Below are 23,543 nucleotides of genomic sequence, written 5' to 3' on the forward strand. Positions count from 1 at the left end.
CTGATTTATGGGAATTTCAAACAGATGATGCGTGCTGACACGCGCGTTCTTTCAACGATGTAAGTTTGGCAGCACACCAAGCGCGCTATTAGAGGGGATTTAGGAAGTCTTCAGATATTGCGCCGTACAGGGTTTTGAAATTTACGGGCTTAGCGATGAAACGCAGTGATCCCTGATCTTCGTTCCCTTTGCGGGAATACGGTGCACTCATCTCGGTACAGATATAGATTTTTACGCGGGGAAACTTTTTTTGAACGACTTTGAGTAATGCAAGCTCGTCCATGTCGGGAGCTGTGACTTTAGAGATCACCAACAGCACCGGCGAGTTGCCGAAACCTTGTAGCTGCTTGATACATTCTTGGGCATTTGCTGCGAGATGAAAATTGAAGTTCAGCGCAGAGTTATTCTGCGACATCTCCTGTTTAAACAAATCCAGGAGTGCTGGTTCGTCATCTACGAACAACACATGAACCATCTAATCTACACTCCGACTTTCCAATGAAATTATGGCCTTACGCGACCCACTACAAAAGTGTGCTCTGCGTTGCATAAATCAGCAAGCGTTTCTTACTATTTATGATTCTTAACTTCGAAAAAACTCGGGAAAATACAGATATTTGACTCCCCTGAGCAGATTTCAAAGAGGGTCTGTCAAGCACCCGTCCCAACCTGAGATATTCATCGTGTCTGATTGCCTCAAAAGGACAAATTCCTGCACAATAAGACTAAAGGAACTCATATTATGCTCAGCCTGCTTTTACTGTTCAGTTTAGTGAATCCATCGTATGCGCAGTCCAAAATCAAGAAACCCAACACCAATATCTATGAAGCGGAACCCTCTGAGGAAAAGCCCAAATCCTTCTCGGCGAAAGTGCGTGTGGTGCGGGATATTTCAGACGAAGTGGAAGTATTCTTTGATTCCGATGAAGCACGCGGAGCTTACACTTTACCACGCAAAATTTCGGGTTACGCAACGGTGTTAAAGACCTTGCAGGATTCTGAAAAACCAGGTGGCCCCCCAGTGGCGGTAACAGCGGACTCAGAGAAAAGAATTCTGAGTGTGGAAAAAGGCGCTTCCAGTTCCGGTTCCGGCTATAAAAAGAAGAGCCCGTACGATCCCGGCGAGATTCCTGACATCTAGCATTACCCATACTTGCCATCCCAGAGGACAAGTGAGACTTTTTCTGTCATGCGAATTCTTGTCGTTGAAGATCAAGTTAAAATGGCTAACTTCCTGAAAAAGGGATTGAACGAAGTTGGATATGCTGTCGACATCGCGGAAAGCGGAACGTCGGCGGAGTCCTACATGGCTCAAGGCGATTATGACTTGGTGATTTTGGATGTCATGCTGCCCGATCAAAACGGTATCGATACTGCCAGACATCTTCGTCGCGACGGATACGCGGGTCCCATTCTGATGGTCACCGCTCTTTCGACAACAAAAGACAAAGTAAACGGCCTGGATGCTGGCGCCGATGACTATCTGACCAAACCCTACTCCTTTGATGAACTTCATGCCCGCGTTCGCGCCTTGCTTCGTCGCAAAGGCTCCGCGAATGGTGGAACTGCCATCACTAATATTTTAAAATATGCCGACCTGGAGTTGGATCTTTTGCAACGTAAAGTGCGCAGATCCGGCCAGGAAATTTCCCTGACCACGAAAGAGTTTGCGCTGCTGGAATACTTCATGCGCAATCCCGAACGTCCTTTGGGCCGTGTCTCGATAGCGGAGCATGTCTGGGATATTCACTTTGATTCCGAATCCAACGTAATCGACGTGTATATCAATCTTTTGCGTAAAAAAGTCGATGCTCCCTTCAACAAAAGACTCATTCACACCGTGGTAGGGACTGGCTATGTTCTTAAAGAGTCTCCGTAAGTTTTTTGCAAATTTAAGTCTGCGGGTGCGCCTTTCATTGATTTTCGTGGTGTTCTTTGGAGCCACGACAATCCTTTTCAATATGTTTATCTTTAAAATGTCGATCGATAATCTGCAGCAGGATTTCGACGATGCTCTTTTCAACTATTCCGTCGACGTTTCAGAAGGTGTGGAAATTGGGGTTAAGGGTGACTTGAACTTTCCTCCTTTGCGCTTGGATCACGGTAAAATCCTGCCCTTCCCCTTGGGCACGGCGTTGATTCAAGTTCGTCACAGCTCGGGAGCAGTTCTTGCCCGCGTGGGAAATTTCGGCGAGTTTAATCCTCCTTATAAAAAAGATTTTGAACGCATTTGGGCTGGTGAAGAGGCAACCTATCGTACGATTGAACACATTCACAACATCCCTTCCGCCGAAGCCGATTCTTATCGTCTTATTTCTTTTCCGTTGGATAACGTCGCAAAACCGCAACTGTTACTGCAAATCGCCGTTCCGATGACCTTGCTTGAAACGCAGATCAGCAAACGGCTGACTCTTTTAGAAGTTGGTATTCCCATCGTCCTGTTGTTTGCGACTTTGGGTGGTTTGTTCTTGTCGGCCCGCGCGTTGGCGCCAGTGAATCACATGATCGACATCGCTAAAAAAATCAAAGCCAGCGAACTTTCCAGTCGTGTTCCGATTCCGGCTGCGAATGATGAAATTAAAAAGCTCGCTTTAACATTAAATGAAATGCTTGATCGCATCGAGCAGGCATTTCAATCCCAGGAACGGTTCGTTGCCGACGCATCCCATCAGCTTCTGACACCTCTAACGATCATGCGCCAGGAAATTGAACTTTTAAAGTCGGAAAAGCAAATTGACGTGGATCAATACACCCGCAGCGCTTTGCAGGAGGTCGATAACCTTGCCAACATCGTTCAAGAAATGTTGCTTTTGGCTCGTGCGGATGCGGGTTTGGGTGCGCTGAGTCTGCAAGAAATTTCACTGGAAGAATTGGTCTTTGAAGCCCTCACTCGCTGCGAAAAACTGGCAAACTCCAAAGGCATCAAACTTAAATTCAACATCAACAATGAATCAAAAGCCGATCGCAAATCCGTGCGTGGCGATAAAGATCTGCTGGAAAATTTAGTTTTTAATATCATTGAAAATGCGATCAAATACTCTCCGAACAACGAAGTGGTTACTATCACGCTAGTTTGGAAAGATGATGTCAGCCAACTCTTTGTCCAAGATAATGGTCCAGGAATTCCTGATGACAAATTACCTTTCATCTTCGAACGCTTTTCTCGGGGAGCGGCCGTTGAAAATCGCGTCAAAGGATTCGGCTTAGGTCTAGCTATTGCACAAAAGATCGCGAATCTTCACGAAGCTAAGCTCAGTGCTGGCAATAACGAGAGAAACGGCGCGATATTTTCTTTCGAAATTAAAAACATTTAATCTGTTTTTAATCATGGTTTTAACTCCCTTTGCTACGCTGATCATGTTTCCGATTAAGGAAAACATTAAGAACCACTTGGAGGTTTTATGAAATTGGTATCTCTAGTATTGTCTGTTGTATTCGCTGGTGTTGTTGCTCAAGCTAACGAAGCTGCTCCAGCTGCTGCTACTACAGCTCCTGCTGCTGCAACTACAACTGAAGCTGCTCCAGCTGCTAAAACTGAAGCTAAAGCTGACAAAAAAGCTGCTAAAAAACACGGCAAAAAAGCTGCTAAAGAAGAAGTAAAAAAAGAAGAAGCTGCTCACTAGTTTGAGTACTTCGAGCTTTTTTGCTCTTAGTTAAAAGGGAACCCTCGGGTTCCCTTTTTTTATGCCAAAAAAAGGTACGGACTTACTTTCTCCCAAAGACACAGGTTTACTTGATGTAGTTCCTGATTTTTCGGGAGAAAGTAAGTCCGTACCTTTTTCCTTCGGGTTCCCCCTTTTTTTTTACAGAACCCATAGGCAAAAAATTGCCACGGCTGTTGGCGCAAGTGCTGCAACCAACAAATTCAACGGCTTAATTCCGCCCGGAAATTTATGACTTAACACCGAATAGCCTGCAGCATTCGGAGCGTTCGCGATAATTGTTAATCCCCCGCCCGCCAAAGCTCCTGCCACCAAGGCATATTTACTGGAATCAGAAAGATCGACTTGAGACCCCAAGTACGTCAAAGCTGCGTTGTCAGTAATCGCTGTTAACAGTGCCGCTCCTTTAAATAAAACAGCATCATTCATTTTACTCAACAAAGGTGCGAGCCACCATTTTTGGAAGGAACCAAACTGTATGATCCCACCCAGAAATAAAGAGACCAACAGACTTTCTTTTAATCGTAAAGAATCTTGATAACGAATCGTCACAGAGGCTACCCCAAGGAATAACAGGAAAATTCCCAGGAAGGCATTGCGATGATGTCCGGTGATGACGATTCCAGCAAGAAACAAAAGATGAATCACGATCACTTGCCAAGGAATAGTTGCATGAGAATGCGCCAGACGTGTCTCAACCTCTTTCAAAGTGATGCATCCTTCTTTGAATTCTTTGCGGAAAATCAAAACCAGACCGATCGAATTGATGATGACGGCGATGGCCGACTTCCAACCGAAATGTGTGGCGACGAAAGAAAAATCCCATCCCCATTTGGATGCAACCATCAAAATAGGTGGAGCTGCGAAAGGTGTGAGTGCTCCCCCAATAGAAACATTGACGAATAAAACCGCAATCAAGGCATAGATCAATTTATTCGATTCTTTTTGCAGCATTGCATTTAGCATGAATGCTGTCACAGTCATCGCTGCTGGCTCCGTAATAAAGCTTCCAGTCAACGGACCTAAAATCAAAACAACGGCAAGATCCGTTGATACAGCTGGAGTTTTAAAAACACGCTGAACTCCCGAACTGATGGCCAAAATCGTCTGGCGAGCCACAGTCAATACCGGGCGAGTTGAACACACCACCATGATCGCAAAGATAAAGAACGGCTCCGTAAAATCCAAAGAGTTCTGATATGTGATAGCGGGAGTCCAACCTTCCAGGGCAATGTAAACCGCCATGAAAAGACTGGCCCAGATCGCAAATACGACTTCGATTTCACCCAAAAGATGCAATACTCCACGCATAAGGGAGTCTTTCGGAAAATGATGAGACCAGTGCAGAATTTTCCCGACAAGGAATGTGTGAATAACTGCAAGGGCAAAAAATGCGGTACCAATAAGCTCAAGTGTTGTGTACGTCATGAGTAGATTCTACTCACAGAATGCTATACGTGTCTAAAAAAACTGCTCACGAGTTGCTGGATTTCATTTTTGAATTCCAACTTTTCCAACCAACGAGCAGGAATGGCTTGCGAACCATAGAAGGCTCCACACAAAACACCCGCCACAGCTCCGCAGGAATCAGAATCATCCCCGCGATTTACCACAGACACCAAAGCATCTTCCAAATTGTCGTACTTCATGAATGCCCACAGCCCCGCACAAAGTGTGTCGACGCAGAAACCAGATGTGGCAAGATTTTCCCAAGAAATATCAGGAATCGCTTTTAACTTTTGATAAACAAATGGACTGATTTTTTCCGCTTCCGTTAAGGCGATGGCGAATACTTCTTGCTTGGATATTCCCGCCAGAGCCGCCTTCACAGTGGGAATGAAAATCAAATCCGTATCCACACAGTGTTGATGACCATGAGTCATTTTAGTTTGCGTGATCATGATTTCATGAAGGCCGTGAGTTTTTTCACTGCCGTAAACCCCCACCGCATTTTCAGCAAGCAATGCCAGAGGCGCCACGCGCATGATCGAACCATTGCCTTGAAATTCGTTATTCACAAATCCACATTCACGCAAAGCTTTGCCGGCTTTCAGATTCTGCAAACCTTTGATCGTCGTTGTGCCAATGTCAGGTGGATTGCTGGCAAACCAAGTCAGCATTTCTGATTTTAAAATGTCGAAGGAAATTTCTTGGCTGTTTTGAAGTGCGCGCAAAACCCCCAACATCAAGTCGGTGTCATCGGTTGCTTCACCAGGAGCCCAGTTAAACTTGCCGCCTCCAACAATTTCCGTTTTGGTATTCCAGGCTGGCTGTGGCGGCAAAAATTCCCAAGGAGCCCCAAGAGAGTCTCCCGCATGAAGGCCCCACAACATCCCTAAAACTCTATCTTGATAAAACATCAAAACCCCTAGTGTGCCGATAAATAAGTTTTATCAAGGCGCAAGAAGGAAGCTGTACAAGCGTACAGCGACGACGCAGCAACGCAGAGAAAACTTATTTAGCGGAACACTAGTGGCAAAGATTTGCGTTGTCAGCCATAAACTGGCGCTGTGCCTGCAACTCTCCAACAGAGTATTGAAACATATTCAGATCACAGCCATTTTGTTGGATTAATGATTCCACGGCCAATTTTTCTGGCGGAGTCAGTCCCAAATCCCAGATCAATTTTACTTTCAACCATTGTTGCAAGTACTGACAGCGGTAAGCTTGGTTTGGCGGCATGTACCCCTGAGGAGTGCTATCACTCTTAGACATGTTTTCATGACCGTCTGTGGAAACCAGATGGAAATTGTTTCCTAAGAAGTTCGCGTAAAGACAACGTTTGGAATAGTTCCACTTGTGCGCACCGCTGACATAGGCATTTTTCAAAGGAACAAAATGGTCGATTTGAATATCCGCGGCATCGTGAACAGTCGCACCTGTATACGGTTCGTCCCATTCTCCGCTGCGAACAGTGCAACCTGCTGTATTGTAAGTGACGGGAACTTTGGAATCGCGAACTAAAACCAGGCCACGAGTGTTCAAGCAGGTGTGATCTTCACTAGGACGTATCCACGTTCCAAAATGCTGCTTGCGGTTATAAGCCTGTCCCACATTTCCGAAGTCTTCGTTGTGATGATCGAAATGCAAAAGTGAAATAACGGCGGCCTTAATCTCAACCGATGGAGCAGCAGCGTCAAATATTTCCTGGATGGTTTGCAGAGGGTCAACAGAGGTATTTGTGGGAGTAGCCGAGAAAGAAGGCAACGTCGTGACAGTATAATACTCACTGAATTGCTGGTTGTTTCCACTCACATCAGAGAGCAGATCTTCCCTAGCATGCACACTCACCGCACAGATCGATACAAGCGCTCCGACTAGAAGCTTCTTCATCTCATGCCCCTCTTATTCACAAGACGTCCTTGTCTTGTATTATTTGGCGTATATAACCATTAAAGAAGGACCAAAGTACTAAAGCAACATTATTATTGTTAGAGTTCTGTCAGATCCCTTGCAGCCTAGAAAGAGGCATTATGTTACGCGCTGGACGCTTCCGCCATCGTTTGCTTGACGAAACATTTTTGGAAAATCACTCTGCTCAAGCGGTGCGCTCCTTAACGCCTTTCGTGCAAATGTGGACGTCGCAAAAAATCAGCGACGAGGAAATGGTAGGCGCCTATTTATTGACCTTCACTTTTCTGCGCAGACCCACGGATTTCCTGGGAGGCTTGCACAATCTTCCCCTCCCTCGGAATCATTCTCGTGGAGTAAGTGGAAACCTGATTGTTTCAACGCTGCGCCAAACTTTACCGGAAGAATTAAACGCAGCAAAAAGCTTACGCCCCCTGGAAACCGACGGCGACTTTGTGATGACCTTTACGGGCCACAGCTGGCGTTCGATTCCATTTTCAGTTCAAAAAAGCTTGAGTGCCTGGAAAGCAGGACTCTACCCCCTGAATCTTTTGACTCACCTGCCGACCGCCGACGATGTGTTACTGATGCAAGCTCAAGGACAACGTTGTGTGAGCATGCTGCTAAAGCCCGACGAGATTCATTCCTTTGTCGAAGAGGGCCGCGATGTTTTGGGCTTTATCGTGCATGACTTAATCCATGCCGATCACTTCTTTAACGATCCGTTACGCGCTCAGGCTCAGGTTCATTTTTGCCAGAAGTTACTTGAAGTATTGAAGCTACCTGCGATTCAACACATGCTTTTTGTCGACGAGGTCTTTCGCAAGGAATTCCACTATCTGATGTCGGATATGAACTCCGTTCCGCTGCATTTACTTAAGACCTTGAAGGCTGTTTTGTTAGGATACTTCAAACGCCAGCACAATACTGATATGAAGCAGGCTCTGCCGGTCACTTCAGAAAAACACTTTGCCGAATGTTACCGTCAGGTTTTAGCGGCCTGGAATTTTTCCGCGCTGGAATTTGCTGCCGCCCAACGCCTGAACACCCCCCACTTTCAATATCCAACCGACAGTGTGCTTTTGGATCAGGCCCTTGGTAAAAATCATTCGCCAACTGAAAACTATTTGGTAATCTCTTAAGTATGCAACTTAAGGAACTTCTCGATAAAGCCCAGACCCTACGACGCTTCAAAGCAGGCCAAGTCATATTCGAAGCCGGCGGCGAACCTCAGGGACTCTACAAAGTTCACGAAGGTTTGATCAAACTCGATTCAACCTCAGCCAGTGGTGCCGCTCACACATTAAGACTGATCGGCCCCGAAGGCTTGGTCGGCTACCGCGCTTTATTCGCGGGAGAAAACTATTACGCCACCGCGATTGCCGTCGAAGAATCCGTCCTTTCTTTCGTCTCAAAAAACGAAATCTTAGTCCTTTTCCGCGATCACCCCGAAGCCGCCATGCAATTCTTGGAATTCCTATCGCGCGACCTGCGTTTAGCAGAATCCAAATGGACCGGCCAAATGGACAAAGACGCCGCTGCCAGAATCGCGGACGCCTTGTTGTTCCTCCAACAAAACTTCCCTCAACAAAACTGGACACGAAAAGAAATTGCCCAATGGGCCGGAACAACGCCAGAGACAGTCATTAGAACCCTAGCCACTTTCGAAAAAGAAGGCATCATTGACCAATCCTCTGGCAGAACAATCCAAATAAAAAACCGCGAACTTCTTCTCTCCAAGTCCGCCGAAGAATAAAACTAAATCTCGATCCGTTCGCACGGCACCGTGAGCTAAATTTCTAATACGCAAGGAATGTGATCTGACTTAGTGTTGGGTCCATTGTGTATCGTCAGCACTTAAAAAAAGAATTCTCGTTTTCCTTGTTCCACCTGAAAACTAGGGTTTAGCCTAAGATCAGTTTTCAAAAGGCTCAAACTGACAGGAGGATTTATGCTGTCCCGATTTAACAAGGTGATTCTGGCATCGACTTTTGCTGCAGGCTTTATTGGCTGCGCAAGCACTCCGCCCAATGTGGTTTCAATTCCTACAACTGCGAATCCGACGACGGAAATTGCCCGTACGGAAGAAATGTTGAACGACGCTCGAGCAAAACAAATGAATGTTCTTTCTCCTGATAACTTCAAAGACGCGGAAAAAACATTAAACAAGGCCAAAGAATATCAGGCCAAGAAAAAACCGACTGAAAAAATTCTGGAACAAGTCGCCTACTCTCGTGCATGGTTGCAACAAGGCGAAAACAAATCTGATATCTCTAAAAAATCTTTAGGCGAAATCACCGACGCCCGTACCGGCGCACTTAAAGCCAATGCCCCTCAGATGTATCCTAAAGAATGGAAGAAACTGGAAAGCAAACTGCAAAACATCACCAAAGATGTGGAAAACGGCAGTTTGACGGCGGCGGATAAAAAAGGAGCAGACCTGGTGGCTTCTTACCGTACGATCGAACGTGATTCTGTGGCCAAGCAATACTTGGGTCGCGCTAAAATGACTATTGATGAGGCTGAAAAAGATAAAGCCGCTGAAAAAGCGCCGAAGTCTTTGGCTTTAGCTCAGGCGAAATACAACCAGTCCCTGAACTTCATTGGCCAAGATCCACGCAACACGGCTGCTATTTCGAAAATCGCCGAAGATGCAAATCGCGAAGCTGAACATTTAGCCGAAGTGATGAGCAAAGTAAATGCGGGTAACTCGGAAGCTTTGGTTTTGCAAAACGAACGACAACAAAAAATGATCACCAGCCTGAATAAAGAAACCAAAGCCCAAGCCCGCGAATTGACAGCGGCTGAAAAACAATTGGAAGCAGCGAAACAACAGGAAGCTGAACTCGCTCGACAGCAAGCTTTGGCGGACACAGCAGATAAACTTCGTAAAGAACTTCGCCCCAACGAAGCTGAAGTCTTCACCCAAGATGGTAAAGTCATGGTACGCCTTAAAGGCCTGAATTTTGCCAGCGGCAAAGCCAACCTGACTCCGAAAAACAAAGCATTGCTGCAAAAAGTGGAAACAGCTTTGAATGACGTGCCGACGGCAAAAATCGAAGTACAAGGTCATACAGACTCTACGGGTGCGACAGAAGCGAACATGAGAATCTCTGAAGCCCGTGCAAAAACAGTGCAAAAACAACTGATCGCGAATGGTGCGTCTTCCAGTCAAGTAGACGCCGTTGGCTTGGGTGAAGAGCGCCCTATCAGCAACAACAACACGGCTGCGGGACGCGCACAAAACAGACGTATTGACCTTGTGATTGAGCCTAAAATCCAGGAGTAGTTTATGACACATCTACCGGGCCATGCTTGGCAGGACTTGAAAAAAGAGCTTATGGAAAAATGGCATGAGCTGACGGAGAACGATCTAGACAGTACTCGGGGAAACACTCACTCCATCGTGGATTTATTGGAAAGAAAGGTGGGTATGAGAATCGAAGAAGCCAGCGAACGATTTGCGGAAATCGCCTCACACTATCATCTTTATGATGAACCAGAGGAGGAAGAACAAACTCCGAAGGCAGCCACGGAAGAACGTACGATGGAACTTTCGCCTAAAAAGCCAAGTCCCCGTCCCGATGTACTGCCAAAACCATAACTTAAGGGGTCCCGTCTTGCAGGCGGGACTCTGACTCGCGATTTACGGTCACAAAGGAACAAGGAATTGAATTTAGAATCTGCTGCTCTCCATGGGACTTTTTTATCAGCTGAAGCAGGTCGGCTTTCTTGTCCTGTTTTTTCACGAACACCATCAAGCCGTCTTCTTTTAATTGCGCAAAGATCTTGTGAGGCATTTCAGAAGAACCGGCCGTAAAAATGATACGATCATAAGGAGCTTCCGGCTCATAGCCCTCAAAACCATCGCCCGTGAATATTTTGGCATTGGTAATACGCATTTGATCCAGAATCCCACGCGCGCGATCCGCGACTTCCGGGATGATTTCAGAGCTCACGACTTTTCCCTGAGGACCCACGATATATGACATCAAAGCTGTGTTCCAACCTGAGCCGGCGCCCAGTTCAAAAACTTTGTGTCCAGGTGCGAGCTGCAACATATCCAAAATTCGCATAACGAAACTTGGTTGCGAAATGGTCGAAACAAAGGCGCCCTTTTTGTAGAGCAACAGAGGTGCATCTTCGTAGGCTTCCTGAAGGGTGTATTCCGGCACAAACAAGTGACGTGGATAACGGTAGTAAGCCTCCACAACTTGTTCTGACAGCGGGAGAGATTTTTTCAGAAGTAAATCCTGATATTGTTCCATCTTGAAATCCTTATTTCCCTTGCGCCAAAAATCCCCAGAGGCACGATGAATTCATGACACTCACTCAACTGGAATACATTCTGGCGGTTGGAGACACGGGAAGTTTTAGCCAAGCTGCTTCTCAGTGTCACGTTACACAACCTACACCTAACATGCAGATTCTTCCGATCCTCCGTCGCTGACTTTTCGCCTGAACATTCTTTGTTACAGAAAAAACATGTCGATGAATCAGATCTGTCATTAAATGAAATGTTATTCCTCAGCGAAGGCCACTGTTTCCGGGAGCAAAGTTCAGGTCCGTACAAGAACAAAAAACTTAAATAGCAGAAGTTAATCCGTGCTTTATAACATATAGATATAGCCTATACATTTCATAACAAAAGAAGATTATTCATTTCCTTCAAGTGGGCCTATCCTGTGTTTGTGATTGATTACTTGCCCTAGGAGGACACTATGAAATACGCAGCTCAAAAAGAATCAACAGCCAACTCAACCGTGCATACTTTCAATAAAGCTTCTGCGAAAAGCACTCAGACTGCAGCTCAGTCTGGCACTATTGAAGAAATGAAAAAAACCTTGGCTGATGAATACTTCTTGCAACTTAAAACCCAAAACTTCCACTGGAATGTGGAAGGACCGCTGTTCTTCTCTTTGCATAAATTGTTTGAAGAACAATACGAAGACATCTCGGAGTTTGTGGATCGCTCCGCAGAAATTCTGCGCGCGTTAAAATCCCCTGCTCCCGGAAGCTTTCAGGCCTTTAAAAAATTAGCAGATGTGGAAGAGTGCACTGATGAAAAACTCAGTTCGACAAAAATGATCGATATTTTAACAGCCGACCACACCACTCTTGCAGAACTCTACAAAGCCCGTCTGGAAACAGCGGAGCAAGAAGAGGAGACGAGTGCTGTGACACTGTATGAGGACTTGATCACCTTCCACGAAAAAGCAGCCTGGATGATTCGCAGTCATCTCTCCTAGTGGCGCTGCTTTTTAAAAAAGCAAAAGGCACCAAGCGATGGTGCCTTTTGTCTTTTTCAATCTAATTTGGTTGGTGGAATTTAAACAACAAGTTCGATGATCGCACGGAATCCGTGATTTCCTGCCATGGCACCCAGAATGTTTCTAAGGGATGAGATATTCTTACCTTGCGCGCCGATCAGTTTACCTCTGTATTCCTGAGGGAGATCAACTTTATAAATCGTGGTTTTTTCTCCGCAGGAAAAAGTGACTTCCACTTTATCCGTACACGAAGTCATTTCTTTCACCACCGTCGCCATAATTGATCCGATTCGTTGACGTGCTTCATTCAATTGTTGTTCGACTGTCACAAAAACTCCTACATACTACACAAGAAATTGTTGCTTCAAAATCGTTTGTCCGCAACAACAGAATATTTTCTGGTCCTACTGTTCCCCACCGCAAATGTGAAAAGTATTCGGTGATACTCCACGAAATGTTCATATACATGATAACTCGGTTGGCTATTATTCAATTCGACAAAGTGAACGAGTTCAACTTTTCTTTTTCCACGAACTTTATTTGAATCGAGACTCCAACAACCATAGGAGGATTCAAATTATGAAAAGATTTACTCAACTAGCTGTTATCGCGGCCTTCGTGACTCCAGTCATTGCTCAAGCAGATCAGGCAGAATTAACAGTGGCGATGGCTGACTCCATCGTATATGCGAAAGCCGATGCACCTGATTCTTGTAAACAAGTTGATCTAACGGCGGAACAACAAACTGCTTTGAAAAATGCTTTCCTTGATTTCACGACTGCGAAAAGACCGCTACGTCGCGACGTTAAAATGGCATTCCGTGATATGAAACGAGTGTTCTCAAGCTCGACTTCAACTCGTGAAGACGCCATTGCTTCACAAGCAAATGTAGGCGCTAAGGTAACGGCTATGGGAAAACTGATGGGTGATTTCCACCTGAAAGTATTCTTCGATATCCTAACTCCAGAACAACGTGATCCAGCGATGCGTTGTATGGAAGACTTGAAATAAGTCGGCATCAATTACATGAATTGAACGAGGGCTCTCCTATCGGAAAGCCCTTTGCTTTACGGCTTTGTCCGTCCCATCCTGAGACTTTCGTCCAGCTCCATATTCCCTCCACATTTATGTTTGAAAATGAAACTTAAGGATAAGGATCTATTTTGATACCTTAAGGGTTATGGCGACACAAATATTCCTCCTCGAAGACGATCCGATTTTAGGCAAAGCAATCCAGATGCAACTGGAGTTGGAACAATTCCAAGTTCATTGGGCTAAAACTTTGGCCGCCGGGCGGGAAATATTTAAAACACAAACCGGGATCGATTTATTTTTGCTGGACGTGAATCTTCCTGACGGAAATGGTTACGAATTCTGCGAATGGCTGCGCAACGAGGGCATCAACACTCCCATCATGTTTCTGACGGCCCGTACGGACGAGGAAAGTGTGGTGCGAGGATTCGAACATGGCGCCAACGATTACATTCGTAAACCCTTTGGACAAAAAGAAATTTTGGCCCGTATCAAAAACCAATTGAATGATCGTAAACCGACCTTAGATCTTTTGCGTTTTGCCGGTTTGACGTTGATTAAAAATCAACAGGTTCTGAAAACCGAAACGTCCATGGTCACTTTGAACCGTCGTGAATTTGAAATCTTAAGAGTGTTTTTTGAAAATCCGGAAACGATCATTTCCCGTGAAAAACTCATTTCAAGTCTTTCTTCCGGGGAAGAGCTGTTTGATAGAACAGTCGATTCGCATATCAGTCACGTCCGTTCAAAACTTACTAAAAATGGTGTTACCACAGTCAAAATTAACTCCGTCTATGGTCAGGGTTACCGACTGGAGAAATCGTCATGATCGTACGTTCTTTATTTCGTCGAAACTATTTTATCTTTGTTTCGATCATCATCGTTTTTATCTTCATGGCGTTTGGCTCGGCCTGGTTGGTTTCCTATTTGGACCGTCCGGCCCAGGTTCGCTATGTGAAACCACCGAACTATCTGTTTAGAAATTTGTATGAACAACTCGATAGCGATCCGATTGTGGCTTTCCAAAAATTCCAGGCCAGCAACACGTCTGATAACTTTCTTCGCTTTGAATTGATCGACTCTGCCGGCAAAAGCTTGATTGACGGAGAACCTGTTTTACCGCGCGCATTGAGTGACGCGGAAGTAAGCTCTTTGGCCCAAGACAAGGCCGTTCGCTTTGGCGAAATGGAATTTGGCCCACCAAAAATTGAAGTTTCAAAAACCAAATTTGCTGGAGTGTATTTCGTCCACAGATTCAATCCCCCACAATTTGGTGGTGGACCTGGTATGCCTCCTCCGCCGGGCGGAGCCATGTGTGGACCGCGCCCTTGTGGCGGCCCCGGAGGTCCTCCGGGTCAAATGGGTCCTCCCCCTGGAGGCCCTGGAGGCCCTGGTGGTCCTGGTGGTCCCGGCCGTTCATTCGTTGATCGTCGCAATCCACTTTTTATCACAGTTGGCTTTTTGATTATCTTTACATTGGTGTCCGTGGGTATCGCCTTGGTTTATCAATTTTCGCGCTATCGTGAACGTGCGCAAGAAGCCTTCAATGTTTTAGGTGAACTTCGTCATGGTAATTTAGCAGCGCGTTTGCCTGCGAAAAAATTCGAAGAGCTGGCGCCATTGGTCAATGCCTTTAATCAGATGGCGGGCGATATTGAGAGCATGGTTGAAAGTTTGCGTAAAGCCGACCAAGCTCGTCGTCAGCTCTTGCAGGACCTTGCACATGACCTACGCACTCCCCTGGCTTCTTTGCAAACCTTCTTAGAGACCTTGCAGGTTGGGGAAACTCGTTTGTCGCCGGAAAAGCGCCAAGAAATCGTATCACTTTGTTTTTCTGAAGTGGAATACTTTGGGAAATTAGTTGAGGACCTTTTGTTCTTGGCACAGATCACCGAGCCCAAATATTCAGCTGGCACTGAGGAGATCAATCTGTTAGAGCGCGTGCAGGATCAGGTCACGGTGTTTAAGAACCGCTATCCTAATTTGACGTTTAATATCGACTGCACGATTGATGCTTCCAAGGCGCAGTTCATGGGTTCCTCGAAATTGATTGATCGCTTGCTTAGAAATGCCTTTGAAAACTCATCGTCCTTTGCAAAGTCCAAGATTCAAGTCAGTATTTCTAACGGTGGACCGAAGTTACAACTTTCCATCAGTGATGACGGCCCGGGTTTTAGCGATACTTCGTTAAAAGAATTCGGTCATAAAAAAGCGAGTCGCAGCCTGACAGATGGTTCGTCTGGCAAACGTATCTCCGTTGGGATCGGCTCTGTGATTATGAGAGAAATCCTCCAGCTTCATGGAGGCGAACTTAAAGCCGAGAACATTATCACTGACAGTTCTAACCACTCGGTTCTTGGTGGACGTGTCTCATTTTGGTTCCCCAAAGCCTAGTCCACAATCATTAAACACTTGCCCGTTACCTTTTATATATAGAAAAGGCGGGCATTATGTTTTCAAGGTTAATAATCGCAGCAGCAATAACTCTTATAGCTCTACCATCATGGGCGCAGATGATGAATACTTCCCTGATGGGCACAGGCTATTGGGGCGGCAATCAAAACTGCGCCTACCAACAACGTCCCGCTCAGGCAGCTGTTGAATCCGATGAGGTTCAAGAAGCCAAAGAACAAATCAGCGAGCTCAAACAAGAAATCTCCGAAAAGAAAAGCGAAAAGAAAAAATACGATCGCGAAGCCGAGCGATCTAAGTCAGATATTAAAAAGAATATCTCTGAGGACTATGCCGACTTTATGATTGCGCATATGGAAAGTGCCCGTCGCTGTTCTGAATATGTGAATTTTAATTCCTCTGATGACGGGTCTGAAATATCGGACGAAGACAGTTCTGTGCGCGCTCCGCAAAGTACTGCATCTTCCCGTAAACGCCCGGCTCCACCAGATGGTGCTGATTTCCCGAGTGGTCCTCCACCGGAGGGTTTTGAGGGTTCCGAACCATCGGGCGATATGAAAAGCACTGGCGAATTTACGGGGGGATCACGCAAATCTGCATCATCCCACGGTGGAAATTCGAACATGATTGAGGTGCAAGCATTCTCTTTACAAGAATGGCAGAGTTATTGCGATGCTCGCTCGAATGGTGCGGTCTTCACAGCGGTTTGCGATAATTCAAAATTCCGCGCAGACAGCTCACGTGGTGCTGCCTCTTCGTGTAAATCTGCGATCAGCTCCCTTCGTACGAATGCGCAAAAGTCTGCGCGACTTCAGGGTGACATTGAAAGCTTGACCCGCAAATTGGAAATGGCTCAGGAAGATTTGAAAGAGGCCCGCCAAAATTCCAACGCAGAGGGTTCGGTTTGTATTGAGTGTATGGCTAAGAGCAACTCTTACAACTATCAGGACACGTCTTCTAATACAGCGAACTTGGTATCCAATGTGGTTTTGGGTGCTGGTGCGATGTATGCCGGTTACAAAACCAATCAAATGGTGACTGAAAATAATGCGAACTTGGGCTATCCGACTCAAACGCCTTCGGTGATGAGTTATGGTTATCCGTACATTGCCCAAGGTGTGTACGGTTTGATGAATAATACTTCTTCGGGCCAAGGTGGCTTTGGTTGCGGCGGCCAAATGACTGGCGGCATGACGGGTATGAACGGCATGTACGGCATGATGGGTTCTTCCGGCAGCAATGTATTTGGTTATCCATCGAGCATGAATGGAATGACCGGCATGAGCGGCGGAATTTACATGGGCATGGGTTCACCATTTGGGAATTCTGGATATGGTAACTCCATGTATGGCATGGGTATGAACGGAATGATGGGCATGAATGGAATGAACTCCATGTACGGGATGAACGGCATGGGCATGAATGGAATGTACGGTGCAGGAAATTCGATGTACGGGAACAGCATGAATCCCTACTCGATGTATGGAATGTCTGGTTACGGAGCGAATGGATTAAACACAATGTACGGAGCCAACGCTTACGGTATGAACTCGCAGTACGCATCAATGTACGCTTTGCAACAGCAAATCGCGCAGATGAACTATAACTTAAGCGCCATGCAATCCGCGTCTGGTGTTTACAGCGGTTATGGTTATGGAACTGGCTCAACCAGCTTCATCTCGCCAACAGGTTTGACTAACACGACAACCTTGCCTGGCGGAGTGATCATGGGCTCTAACTACGGCACGACGTACGGAACAAGCTATTCATTGCCAAGCAGCTACCTGAACACTTCACTTTCTGGTTATAACTACGGAAACGTGTACACATCTCCTTACGCAACCACAAGTACAACAATTCCAGGCGTCGTACCAATCCTAGGATCAACTACAACCTCCACAGGTTCAGTGATCTCAGGTACTGGCCGCTAAACCGCTAATCTATTCCGCCAATTAGAAATTAATCCCACTTCCTCAGTCGAAGTGGGAAACTTCTCCCAGCCGCAGCCCCAACACCCGCGCTCCCCAGAAATCCCGCATCAATTTGTCACATCACTTGCTCTCAGTTCTCTCAGTTCTCTCAGTTCTCTCAGTTCGCACGGTTCGCACGGTTCGCACAAAAAATATAATTCATAAAATCAATGGCTAGAAATTCCCATTCGACGAGCTTCCGAAAGATTGTGCGTGCGACATAAAACTCGAAAGTTCTCCATGTCATTGCTACCTCCCAAAGCAAGAGGAACTTTGTGATCTACTTGCAGTTGATACCTGCTTTGACAGCGCTCACCGTTTTTATGGACAAATTCGCAACAGTGGTTAGCTTTTACCAAGAGCACTCTCCGCGATGTCACATTCAGATATTTACGCTGGCTCATTCGATTCTCAGTCCCTCTATCGGCACCTACCATTTCATTATCTGCAAATTTACCGATTTCATTGAGGCACTTACCGTTGTTCAAGCTCACTTTTTCGTTACGCACCGGAACGACCTTTTCACTTACTGGAACGGCTTTCTCATCTTGGTTCTTTTCAGAACTATTCAAAAATTCTGCCTTATCCTTTCCCAGGCGCTTCTTGATTTCAGCTTTCGCGAGGTACGAAATCAAATCTGCCCATGATGGATTTGGAAGAACATGTGACAGTAGATCTTTCGCGTGCTGAAGGTCCTTCATCTGATCTTCCGTCATTATAATCTGCATTCGTGTTGAATCATCACGTTGCGCCTTTAAAGATTCATGTATTTGAATCGGCTGATCGAATTCCACGGCTAAAATCTTTTGTGTCTCAACACTAGATTTATTCTGAATTTGCTCTAGTAAGTTTGCAGTCTGCTGAGCAGAAATCTTCCTGCCACTTTCGAATTCGACATTTAAACATTTCTGCACATTTTGGAGCTGAGTCAGATTCAATGAACCGCTTTCGATCGCCTTATCGACTTGCGGGACTTTTTTTAGCAATCTTGCAGCTTGAATGCGGCGGTAAGCTGCATCTTCTGAATAATGTAAATGAGCAGTCATGTATTTAAATAAAGATGTATATCCCAAATCCAAGAACAGACGACGAGATTCAATTTCCACAATATGCCACAAAATCAAATGAGTAATTTTTCGCTCCGTGCGCGCTAGCTTTTCAACACGGTTCAATAATTCAGTACTTGGCAATAAAGTTAAGTCCATGGTTTCCTCCGAAAAAAAATTCATGTCACATCTAAGTGGGAAACTTTATAGCATGGGTTTTTAAAAGACCATTTTTGCGGGATTTCAGTATTTCGAATGTGCTCGCCGATTGCATTCAATGGGCCTATAGAACATCTCAGGATCAGATATAGGAAGAGAAATGCAAACACATACGATGGCTCTCGATTTACAATCTTAAAATCCCCTAAGGGCAATCTGAAAACACAAAAACCACGTCAAACAGTTTTTAATTACATCCACAATATGACACAGCTTTTCCGGGCAGCGCGGGTAAAATGAAGTGGTGTGAAGGGAAAGACGGAAGAAGGATCGCCACCATGAAGTGGAAATAATATTATAATCATGAGACTGCTAGTTGCGAATAACTTGAATTCATTGGCGCACCAAGAAAACCGAGCGCTAGATCGATTTCATAAATCCACAAAAACAAAAAACCCACACTCGCAAGAGTATGGGTTTCGATAAATCCAATCGATAAAAAATCAAACTAGAAACTTTGGGAACGAGCCACACCGCAACGGTTGTAAGCTGTCACAGAGAACGTCGCTGACGCCCAGTTACTTGGCCATGCAGATGCATTCAAGCAGCTGTAAGCTACGCCACCGATTGTACAAGTCAGGTTACCAATACCCGCACCATTATCGAAGATATACAAAGCGCTGGAAGAAGCCGAAGCTTTATTCAAAGTAAACGTCGGAGCGGAGTTCTGCTTCAAGTTACAAACTTCAGTCACGTAGTCATTAGAATACGGATTGCTGACTGCAGGACGCAGACTGATCTTCACACCGTTACCATCAAGGTATGTGGAAGTTTGATGATTAAATAAATAGATACGCAAATCTTTTTGCGTCGTCAAATCACCACGAACTTGCAAAGATACATAGAAATAAGAACCACTTTGCGTGATGTAACCAATATAAGAAGCCGTCGCCGTACGGTCATACAAAACCCAATAGTAGTTCGATAGGTCACTGACATTGGCTGGCTTTGCAATTTTCAGAGTGATGTTTTGTCCCGCAGATAAAACAACTGGGCTGCCATTGGATGGGTAGTAAATATCGCCAGTATAACCATCAGCTGCTACTGTGCTGGAACCATCTTCAGTATTTCCTTGCGAGCAGTTTTGAAAGCTCACTGTGACCAGCGCCAAAGCTGCTACTGTGCCGCCTGCAACCAATACCTTTTTAATAGTCTTCATAATTCACTCCCCCGTACCGCATTTACTGCATCGGCTAAAATTGGGAAAATCCTTACTAAAAAGAGTCAATTCCCGAGACATTTCAGCAACTAACTTAGCTGTTTCCGGAAACTCCCTCGGAGAAACTGTCTCACAATGAGACTCTTCGCTAGACCAAACATAAAAACTCTTCATCTCCATGGTCCTTCAACATTCCCCGCCTAGGATTAACTCATGGGGCCCGAGTTGAGGGACTCGATCAGCCCCCTACTTTTCAAAATATAAAAAAGGGAGTTCCAAATGAAAATTACTAAACGATTTCTGATGACAGCCGTTTCGATTGTTTCCTTGCACACAGCTTCCATCGCCTTCGCTCAAAGCGGTGGCCCCAGCCAAGAACAGCGCGAAGCTTTCAAAGCCTGTGCTGACTCTGTGGGGATGGAAAGACCAGAGCCAGGTAAAAGACCTACAGCTCCAACGGAAGAACAAAAAACTGCACTGGATGCATGTATGAAAGCAAAAGGATTTGAGGCCCCAACCCACTTCGGTCGCCCAGGCGGTGGTCCTCGTGGAGAAAGACCTCCAGAAGAGGTCGGAGGTGTTCAGTAACTAGAATCGCTTCAAAAATTAAGTATCTTCCTAGCTTCCAAAGATCCAGCCTTCACGGGTTGGATCTTTTTTTTGCTCCATTCTTAATTCCAGAAGAAACTAGAAACAAAAATTGAATCGGCCGAGTGGCTGAATTGGGCTTAGCTGGCGGCTGATTGAAATGCAAGCGACCTCCGTGGGCGCCTGGATGGCGCGCACTCGCCACAGGCGAGCCACGGTTGAGTCATGGATGGCGTGTCGCGGAATTGCAAGCAGACGACTGGCGAGACCAAGGCAGAGACGCTTGGCCGCTTCAATTTTCGTCTTTTAAGGCGCACCCGTGAAGTCTATAGACCACGAAGTAAGAGTCCCGCTGACAGCGTCGGTGCGGCCGTCTATTACTTTAAGTGTCCAGATACCTTCGCTGCGTTCTTGATAGAAGGCGTTGGTTAAGAACACGTCATCGGCGTAATCGTGGACGTTTGTCAGAGAGTTATGCATGTTGACCAGGATGCTTCGCATACCGGATGGAGATGTTAATTCCAGGGCTAATTGCGAAATATCATTATGGGTGATGCTGACTTTGACTCTGACGCTTTCGATTTTCAAACCAGAACCATTGGCAATACTGATTTGTGAATAGGCGGCACCGGCTAAGCTGCCGTCACCGATGGGAATGCTGATGGTTCCTGTCGAAGTATACCCTGGCTCAGTATAAGTTCCAAAAGTACTCGTATAACTTTTCGCCATTGCAACGGCGGCATCAACGTCGACTTTTCCGAAGCCGTACCAGTTGTGGAACTTAAATCCGGCACTATTCGTTTTCCATGGAAGCTCCCAAGAATATCCCGTCGGTACGGATGTCCCTAAAGGATGTGGGATCGTTCCCGTCGTCACGTAGTCCATCGGGACCGCTGTTTTGGCCAGGATGTATTTCACATCCCTCCATGTCAGATTTGAATTTGCAGAAAGCATCAATGCCACGGCACCAGAAATAGTGGGAGCGGCAGACGAGGTTCCATTAAATGTCGCAGTATAATTACATTGAGAGTTTGGCGAACTGCCTTTTTCAAAGGGCACATAAGTGGAAATACTCGACTGAGACCACCCCGCAGAACAACCAGAGCGATCTGTCGTCAGCATCGCTGGGGCCGCATATCCAAATTCCCCGCCAAATCCGGAAATCCAGATGTCAGCACCTGGTGATGAATAACTTGAAGAAACACCTTTGGCATTTAACGCCGCAACGACAATTTGATACGGATTGGTGTTATCACCGTCAAAATTAGAATTCCCGATACATGTGCTGCTAGTGCTTTGGCCGTTGCAATAAGTTTCAAACTCGTTCCCGGCAGCTTTAACCAAGATGGCACCTTTACCACTGCGATAAGATGTAACCGCCGTTTTTAATTGCGCTTCGTAAGCAGGAGTCGGATCCGTAATCTTGTACTGATCATATCCCCAACTCATATTCAAAATATCAAAGTCAGCTCCTGTGGCTTGATTCAAAACTTTTGCCGTGTCTTGAGTGACCATAGCAGAAAGCAAGTTCGCGACACTTAAAGCCGCCTTAGGAGCCACTCCACGAGAACCCACACCATTTCCACCCACAGCCGCGATAATCCCGGCAACAGAAGTCCCGTGGTTATCATAGGAAGTTGGAGCCGTGGTTTTATCATGAGGAGGAGCGGTCGTCGTCACATAGGACGCCCCCATAGAACCCAAATAATAATCGCGAGATCTTGCGACAGAGGTTTGGAAGTTCCCGGTTAAATCTTCATGAGTGTTTTCCAAGCCATCGTCAGATACCCGGACCTTCACACCCTCGCCCAAAATTCCCGCACTCCAAGTAGCGCGCAGATTCAGATCAACACCGGCGGTACCACCGGATTTAGAAACTCCCGCCTGACCACAATTGGCCAGGAACCAAGCATAGCCAAACAAAGGATCGCCGCCGTCATTAAAGCAAGAATCGGCAATCTCAAAGCCACTGCCATTGCAGTTCGCGAGCATCATCGTCAGCGACGTACCACCGAAAGCGAGCAACAAGACTGATAAAAACTTTTTAGTTTTTAACATAGTTGCGACTCACAATTTCCAGTTCCGCTTTAGCGACACGCGGATCTCTTTTAAGAACGTTAACGAATTTTCCCAGGTCAAAATTGGAAGTAGCAGGTGTTACGAAATACAAATGCAAATGATCAAAACGGTCCATCACTTTGAGACCGTATTCTTTTTGAATTTTAGATAAAGTCGCATTGTCCTTTAACGTCAGCATCACGCGACCAGGGACAATCCCGACATTTCCCATGCGCTCATCAAAAAGCACCAAGGGATTTTTCTTTTCAAAATTAGCGTCGTCCCCGTCCATGCGCCCGTCTTTCACGATGACATAGCCACCGTAGCGACCCACCACATCTCCCTCATATCCCGCATAATCAGCGGTAGGAACAGCACGGACTCCCGTCCATACTTTCCAATCTGTGGAATTGGATCGGAACAAAAGATTCTCTTTCAAGACTCCCACATCAGGGCGCAAAGGGGCTGGACGAGAGTTCGTGTGCTCGTCTCGAGCGACTCTTTCGCGTGCTTGCATTTGAGGTGGAGGCGGATTGGCGACTATCGTTGTTGGAGCGGGTTGCGCAGATTCCGTTTTTGCCGCTGTACCAGTGGCCGTATTGATGTTGTGATCCATCTCCGCCATGCGCTCAGCTTGGGCGTCATTGGCCTTCACCGTGGATTTCCCCAAAGTGCTGATGCCTTCGCGCTGACCCTCCCGAAACAGGAAGGCCGCTAATACTGCAATACCAATGATGATAAGGCCCTTTTTCATAGAGGACTTATCGGCATTTTTC

The 23,543-nt window shown here is 46.0% G+C and carries 25 protein-coding genes; 15 read left to right on the plus strand and 10 right to left on the minus strand.

What is annotated here, in order from left to right:
• Positions 1-88: 88 nt before the first annotated feature.
• Entirely contained in the window at positions 89-475 is a 387-nt protein-coding gene (locus HW988_RS12690; protein WP_181604618.1) for a response regulator, read from the minus strand.
• 267 nt (positions 476-742) lie between these two features.
• On the opposite strand from HW988_RS12690, the gene HW988_RS12695 reads away from it, so the two are divergent.
• From HW988_RS12695 to HW988_RS12710, 4 genes are all read left to right on the plus strand, one after another.
• On the plus strand, positions 743-1,141 hold the full coding sequence (locus HW988_RS12695) for a hypothetical protein (RefSeq protein ID WP_181604619.1): 399 nt from the start codon (positions 743-745) through the stop codon (positions 1,139-1,141).
• A gap of 48 nt (positions 1,142-1,189) precedes the next feature.
• Complete coding sequence (locus HW988_RS12700; protein ID WP_181604620.1) at positions 1,190-1,879, plus strand: response regulator transcription factor; 690 nt, start codon at positions 1,190-1,192, stop codon at positions 1,877-1,879.
• Positions 1,857-3,314 carry a HAMP domain-containing sensor histidine kinase gene (locus HW988_RS12705; protein ID WP_181604621.1) on the plus strand — a complete coding sequence of 486 codons (1,458 nt, stop codon included), beginning with the start codon at positions 1,857-1,859 and terminating at the stop codon, positions 3,312-3,314. The genes HW988_RS12700 and HW988_RS12705 overlap by 23 nt, the downstream gene beginning before the upstream one ends.
• Positions 3,315-3,401: 87 nt before the next feature.
• The gene (locus HW988_RS12710) at positions 3,402-3,623 is read left to right on the plus strand and encodes a hypothetical protein (protein WP_142700888.1); all 222 of its coding nucleotides are present in this window, start codon (positions 3,402-3,404) and stop codon (positions 3,621-3,623) included.
• Positions 3,624-3,803: 180 nt separating this feature from the next.
• Here the strand turns inward: HW988_RS12710 and HW988_RS12715 are convergent, their stop codons facing one another.
• The 3 genes from HW988_RS12715 to HW988_RS12725 form a co-directional block, all read right to left on the minus strand.
• A complete protein-coding gene (locus HW988_RS12715) occupies positions 3,804-5,090 on the minus strand; it encodes a putative Na+/H+ antiporter (RefSeq protein ID WP_181604622.1) in 1,287 nt (428 codons plus the stop codon).
• Between the two features lie 23 nt (positions 5,091-5,113).
• Positions 5,114-6,022, minus strand: a complete 909-nt coding sequence (locus tag HW988_RS12720) for an ADP-ribosylglycohydrolase family protein (protein ID WP_181604623.1) — start codon at positions 6,020-6,022, stop codon at positions 5,114-5,116.
• A gap of 109 nt (positions 6,023-6,131) precedes the next feature.
• On the minus strand, positions 6,132-6,995 hold the full coding sequence (locus tag HW988_RS12725) for an HNH endonuclease family protein (protein ID WP_181604624.1): 864 nt from the start codon (positions 6,993-6,995) through the stop codon (positions 6,132-6,134).
• Positions 6,996-7,135: 140 nt separating this feature from the next.
• Between HW988_RS12725 and HW988_RS12730 the strand changes: the two genes are divergently transcribed.
• From HW988_RS12730 to HW988_RS12745, 4 genes are all read left to right on the plus strand, one after another.
• Positions 7,136-8,155: a hypothetical protein gene (locus HW988_RS12730; protein WP_181604625.1), complete on the plus strand. Its 1,020-nt coding sequence runs from the start codon at positions 7,136-7,138 to the stop codon at positions 8,153-8,155.
• Between the two features lie 2 nt (positions 8,156-8,157).
• Positions 8,158-8,769 carry a Crp/Fnr family transcriptional regulator gene (locus tag HW988_RS12735; protein WP_181604626.1) on the plus strand — a complete coding sequence of 204 codons (612 nt, stop codon included), beginning with the start codon at positions 8,158-8,160 and terminating at the stop codon, positions 8,767-8,769.
• A 195-nt stretch (positions 8,770-8,964) separates the two neighbouring features.
• A complete protein-coding gene (locus HW988_RS12740; RefSeq protein WP_181604627.1) occupies positions 8,965-10,302 on the plus strand; it encodes an OmpA family protein in 1,338 nt (445 codons plus the stop codon).
• A 3-nt stretch (positions 10,303-10,305) separates the two neighbouring features.
• Positions 10,306-10,617, plus strand: coding sequence for a transcriptional regulator (locus HW988_RS12745; RefSeq protein ID WP_255490005.1), 312 nt, complete (start codon positions 10,306-10,308; stop codon positions 10,615-10,617).
• A gap of 1 nt (position 10,618) precedes the next feature.
• On the opposite strand, the gene HW988_RS12750 is transcribed toward HW988_RS12745, so the two are convergent.
• Positions 10,619-11,281 (minus strand): protein-L-isoaspartate O-methyltransferase, encoded by a 663-nt coding sequence (locus HW988_RS12750; protein ID WP_181604628.1) that lies wholly within the window; start codon positions 11,279-11,281, stop codon positions 10,619-10,621.
• 53 nt (positions 11,282-11,334) lie between these two features.
• Here HW988_RS12750 and HW988_RS12755 point away from each other — a divergent pair, with 53 nt between their 5' ends.
• Entirely contained in the window at positions 11,335-11,463 is a 129-nt protein-coding gene (locus HW988_RS12755; RefSeq protein ID WP_255490006.1) for a LysR family transcriptional regulator, read from the plus strand.
• Positions 11,464-11,734: 271 nt separating this feature from the next.
• Positions 11,735-12,262, plus strand: a complete 528-nt coding sequence (locus HW988_RS12760) for a DNA starvation/stationary phase protection protein (protein WP_181604629.1) — start codon at positions 11,735-11,737, stop codon at positions 12,260-12,262.
• Positions 12,263-12,342: 80 nt separating this feature from the next.
• Here the strand turns inward: HW988_RS12760 and HW988_RS12765 are convergent, their stop codons facing one another.
• Positions 12,343-12,612: a KH domain-containing protein gene (locus HW988_RS12765; RefSeq protein WP_246845644.1), complete on the minus strand. Its 270-nt coding sequence runs from the start codon at positions 12,610-12,612 to the stop codon at positions 12,343-12,345.
• 250 nt (positions 12,613-12,862) lie between these two features.
• Here HW988_RS12765 and HW988_RS12770 point away from each other — a divergent pair, with 250 nt between their 5' ends.
• The 4 genes from HW988_RS12770 to HW988_RS12785 all read left to right on the plus strand — a co-directional run bounded on the left by HW988_RS12770 (position 12,863) and on the right by HW988_RS12785 (position 17,658).
• Positions 12,863-13,294 carry a Spy/CpxP family protein refolding chaperone gene (locus HW988_RS12770; RefSeq protein WP_181604630.1) on the plus strand — a complete coding sequence of 144 codons (432 nt, stop codon included), beginning with the start codon at positions 12,863-12,865 and terminating at the stop codon, positions 13,292-13,294.
• Positions 13,295-13,463: 169 nt separating this feature from the next.
• Positions 13,464-14,144, plus strand: a complete 681-nt coding sequence (locus HW988_RS12775) for a response regulator transcription factor (RefSeq protein WP_181604631.1) — start codon at positions 13,464-13,466, stop codon at positions 14,142-14,144.
• Positions 14,141-15,709: a HAMP domain-containing sensor histidine kinase gene (locus tag HW988_RS12780; protein ID WP_181604632.1), complete on the plus strand. Its 1,569-nt coding sequence runs from the start codon at positions 14,141-14,143 to the stop codon at positions 15,707-15,709. Before HW988_RS12775 ends, HW988_RS12780 begins: the two co-directional genes overlap by 4 nt.
• A 119-nt stretch (positions 15,710-15,828) precedes the next feature.
• On the plus strand, positions 15,829-17,658 hold the full coding sequence (locus HW988_RS12785; RefSeq protein WP_181604633.1) for a hypothetical protein: 1,830 nt from the start codon (positions 15,829-15,831) through the stop codon (positions 17,656-17,658).
• A gap of 206 nt (positions 17,659-17,864) precedes the next feature.
• On the opposite strand, the gene HW988_RS12790 is transcribed toward HW988_RS12785, so the two are convergent.
• Positions 17,865-18,902 carry an HNH endonuclease gene (locus tag HW988_RS12790; protein ID WP_181604634.1) on the minus strand — a complete coding sequence of 346 codons (1,038 nt, stop codon included), beginning with the start codon at positions 18,900-18,902 and terminating at the stop codon, positions 17,865-17,867.
• Between the two features lie 508 nt (positions 18,903-19,410).
• Complete coding sequence (locus HW988_RS12795; RefSeq protein ID WP_181604635.1) at positions 19,411-20,121, minus strand: hypothetical protein; 711 nt, start codon at positions 20,119-20,121, stop codon at positions 19,411-19,413.
• Between the two features lie 279 nt (positions 20,122-20,400).
• On the opposite strand from HW988_RS12795, the gene HW988_RS12800 reads away from it, so the two are divergent.
• Positions 20,401-20,709 (plus strand): hypothetical protein, encoded by a 309-nt coding sequence (locus HW988_RS12800; protein WP_181604636.1) that lies wholly within the window; start codon positions 20,401-20,403, stop codon positions 20,707-20,709.
• Between the two features lie 306 nt (positions 20,710-21,015).
• Here the strand turns inward: HW988_RS12800 and HW988_RS12805 are convergent, their stop codons facing one another.
• Positions 21,016-22,767 carry a S8 family serine peptidase gene (locus HW988_RS12805; RefSeq protein WP_181604637.1) on the minus strand — a complete coding sequence of 584 codons (1,752 nt, stop codon included), beginning with the start codon at positions 22,765-22,767 and terminating at the stop codon, positions 21,016-21,018.
• A complete protein-coding gene (locus tag HW988_RS12810; RefSeq protein WP_181604638.1) occupies positions 22,754-23,521 on the minus strand; it encodes a hypothetical protein in 768 nt (255 codons plus the stop codon). The genes HW988_RS12805 and HW988_RS12810 overlap by 14 nt, the downstream gene beginning before the upstream one ends.
• Positions 23,522-23,543 lie beyond the last annotated feature (22 nt).

It is taken from the genome of Bdellovibrio sp. KM01 (assembly GCF_013752535.1).
In the GTDB taxonomy this organism is placed as follows: Bacteria; Bdellovibrionota; Bdellovibrionia; order Bdellovibrionales; family Bdellovibrionaceae; genus Bdellovibrio.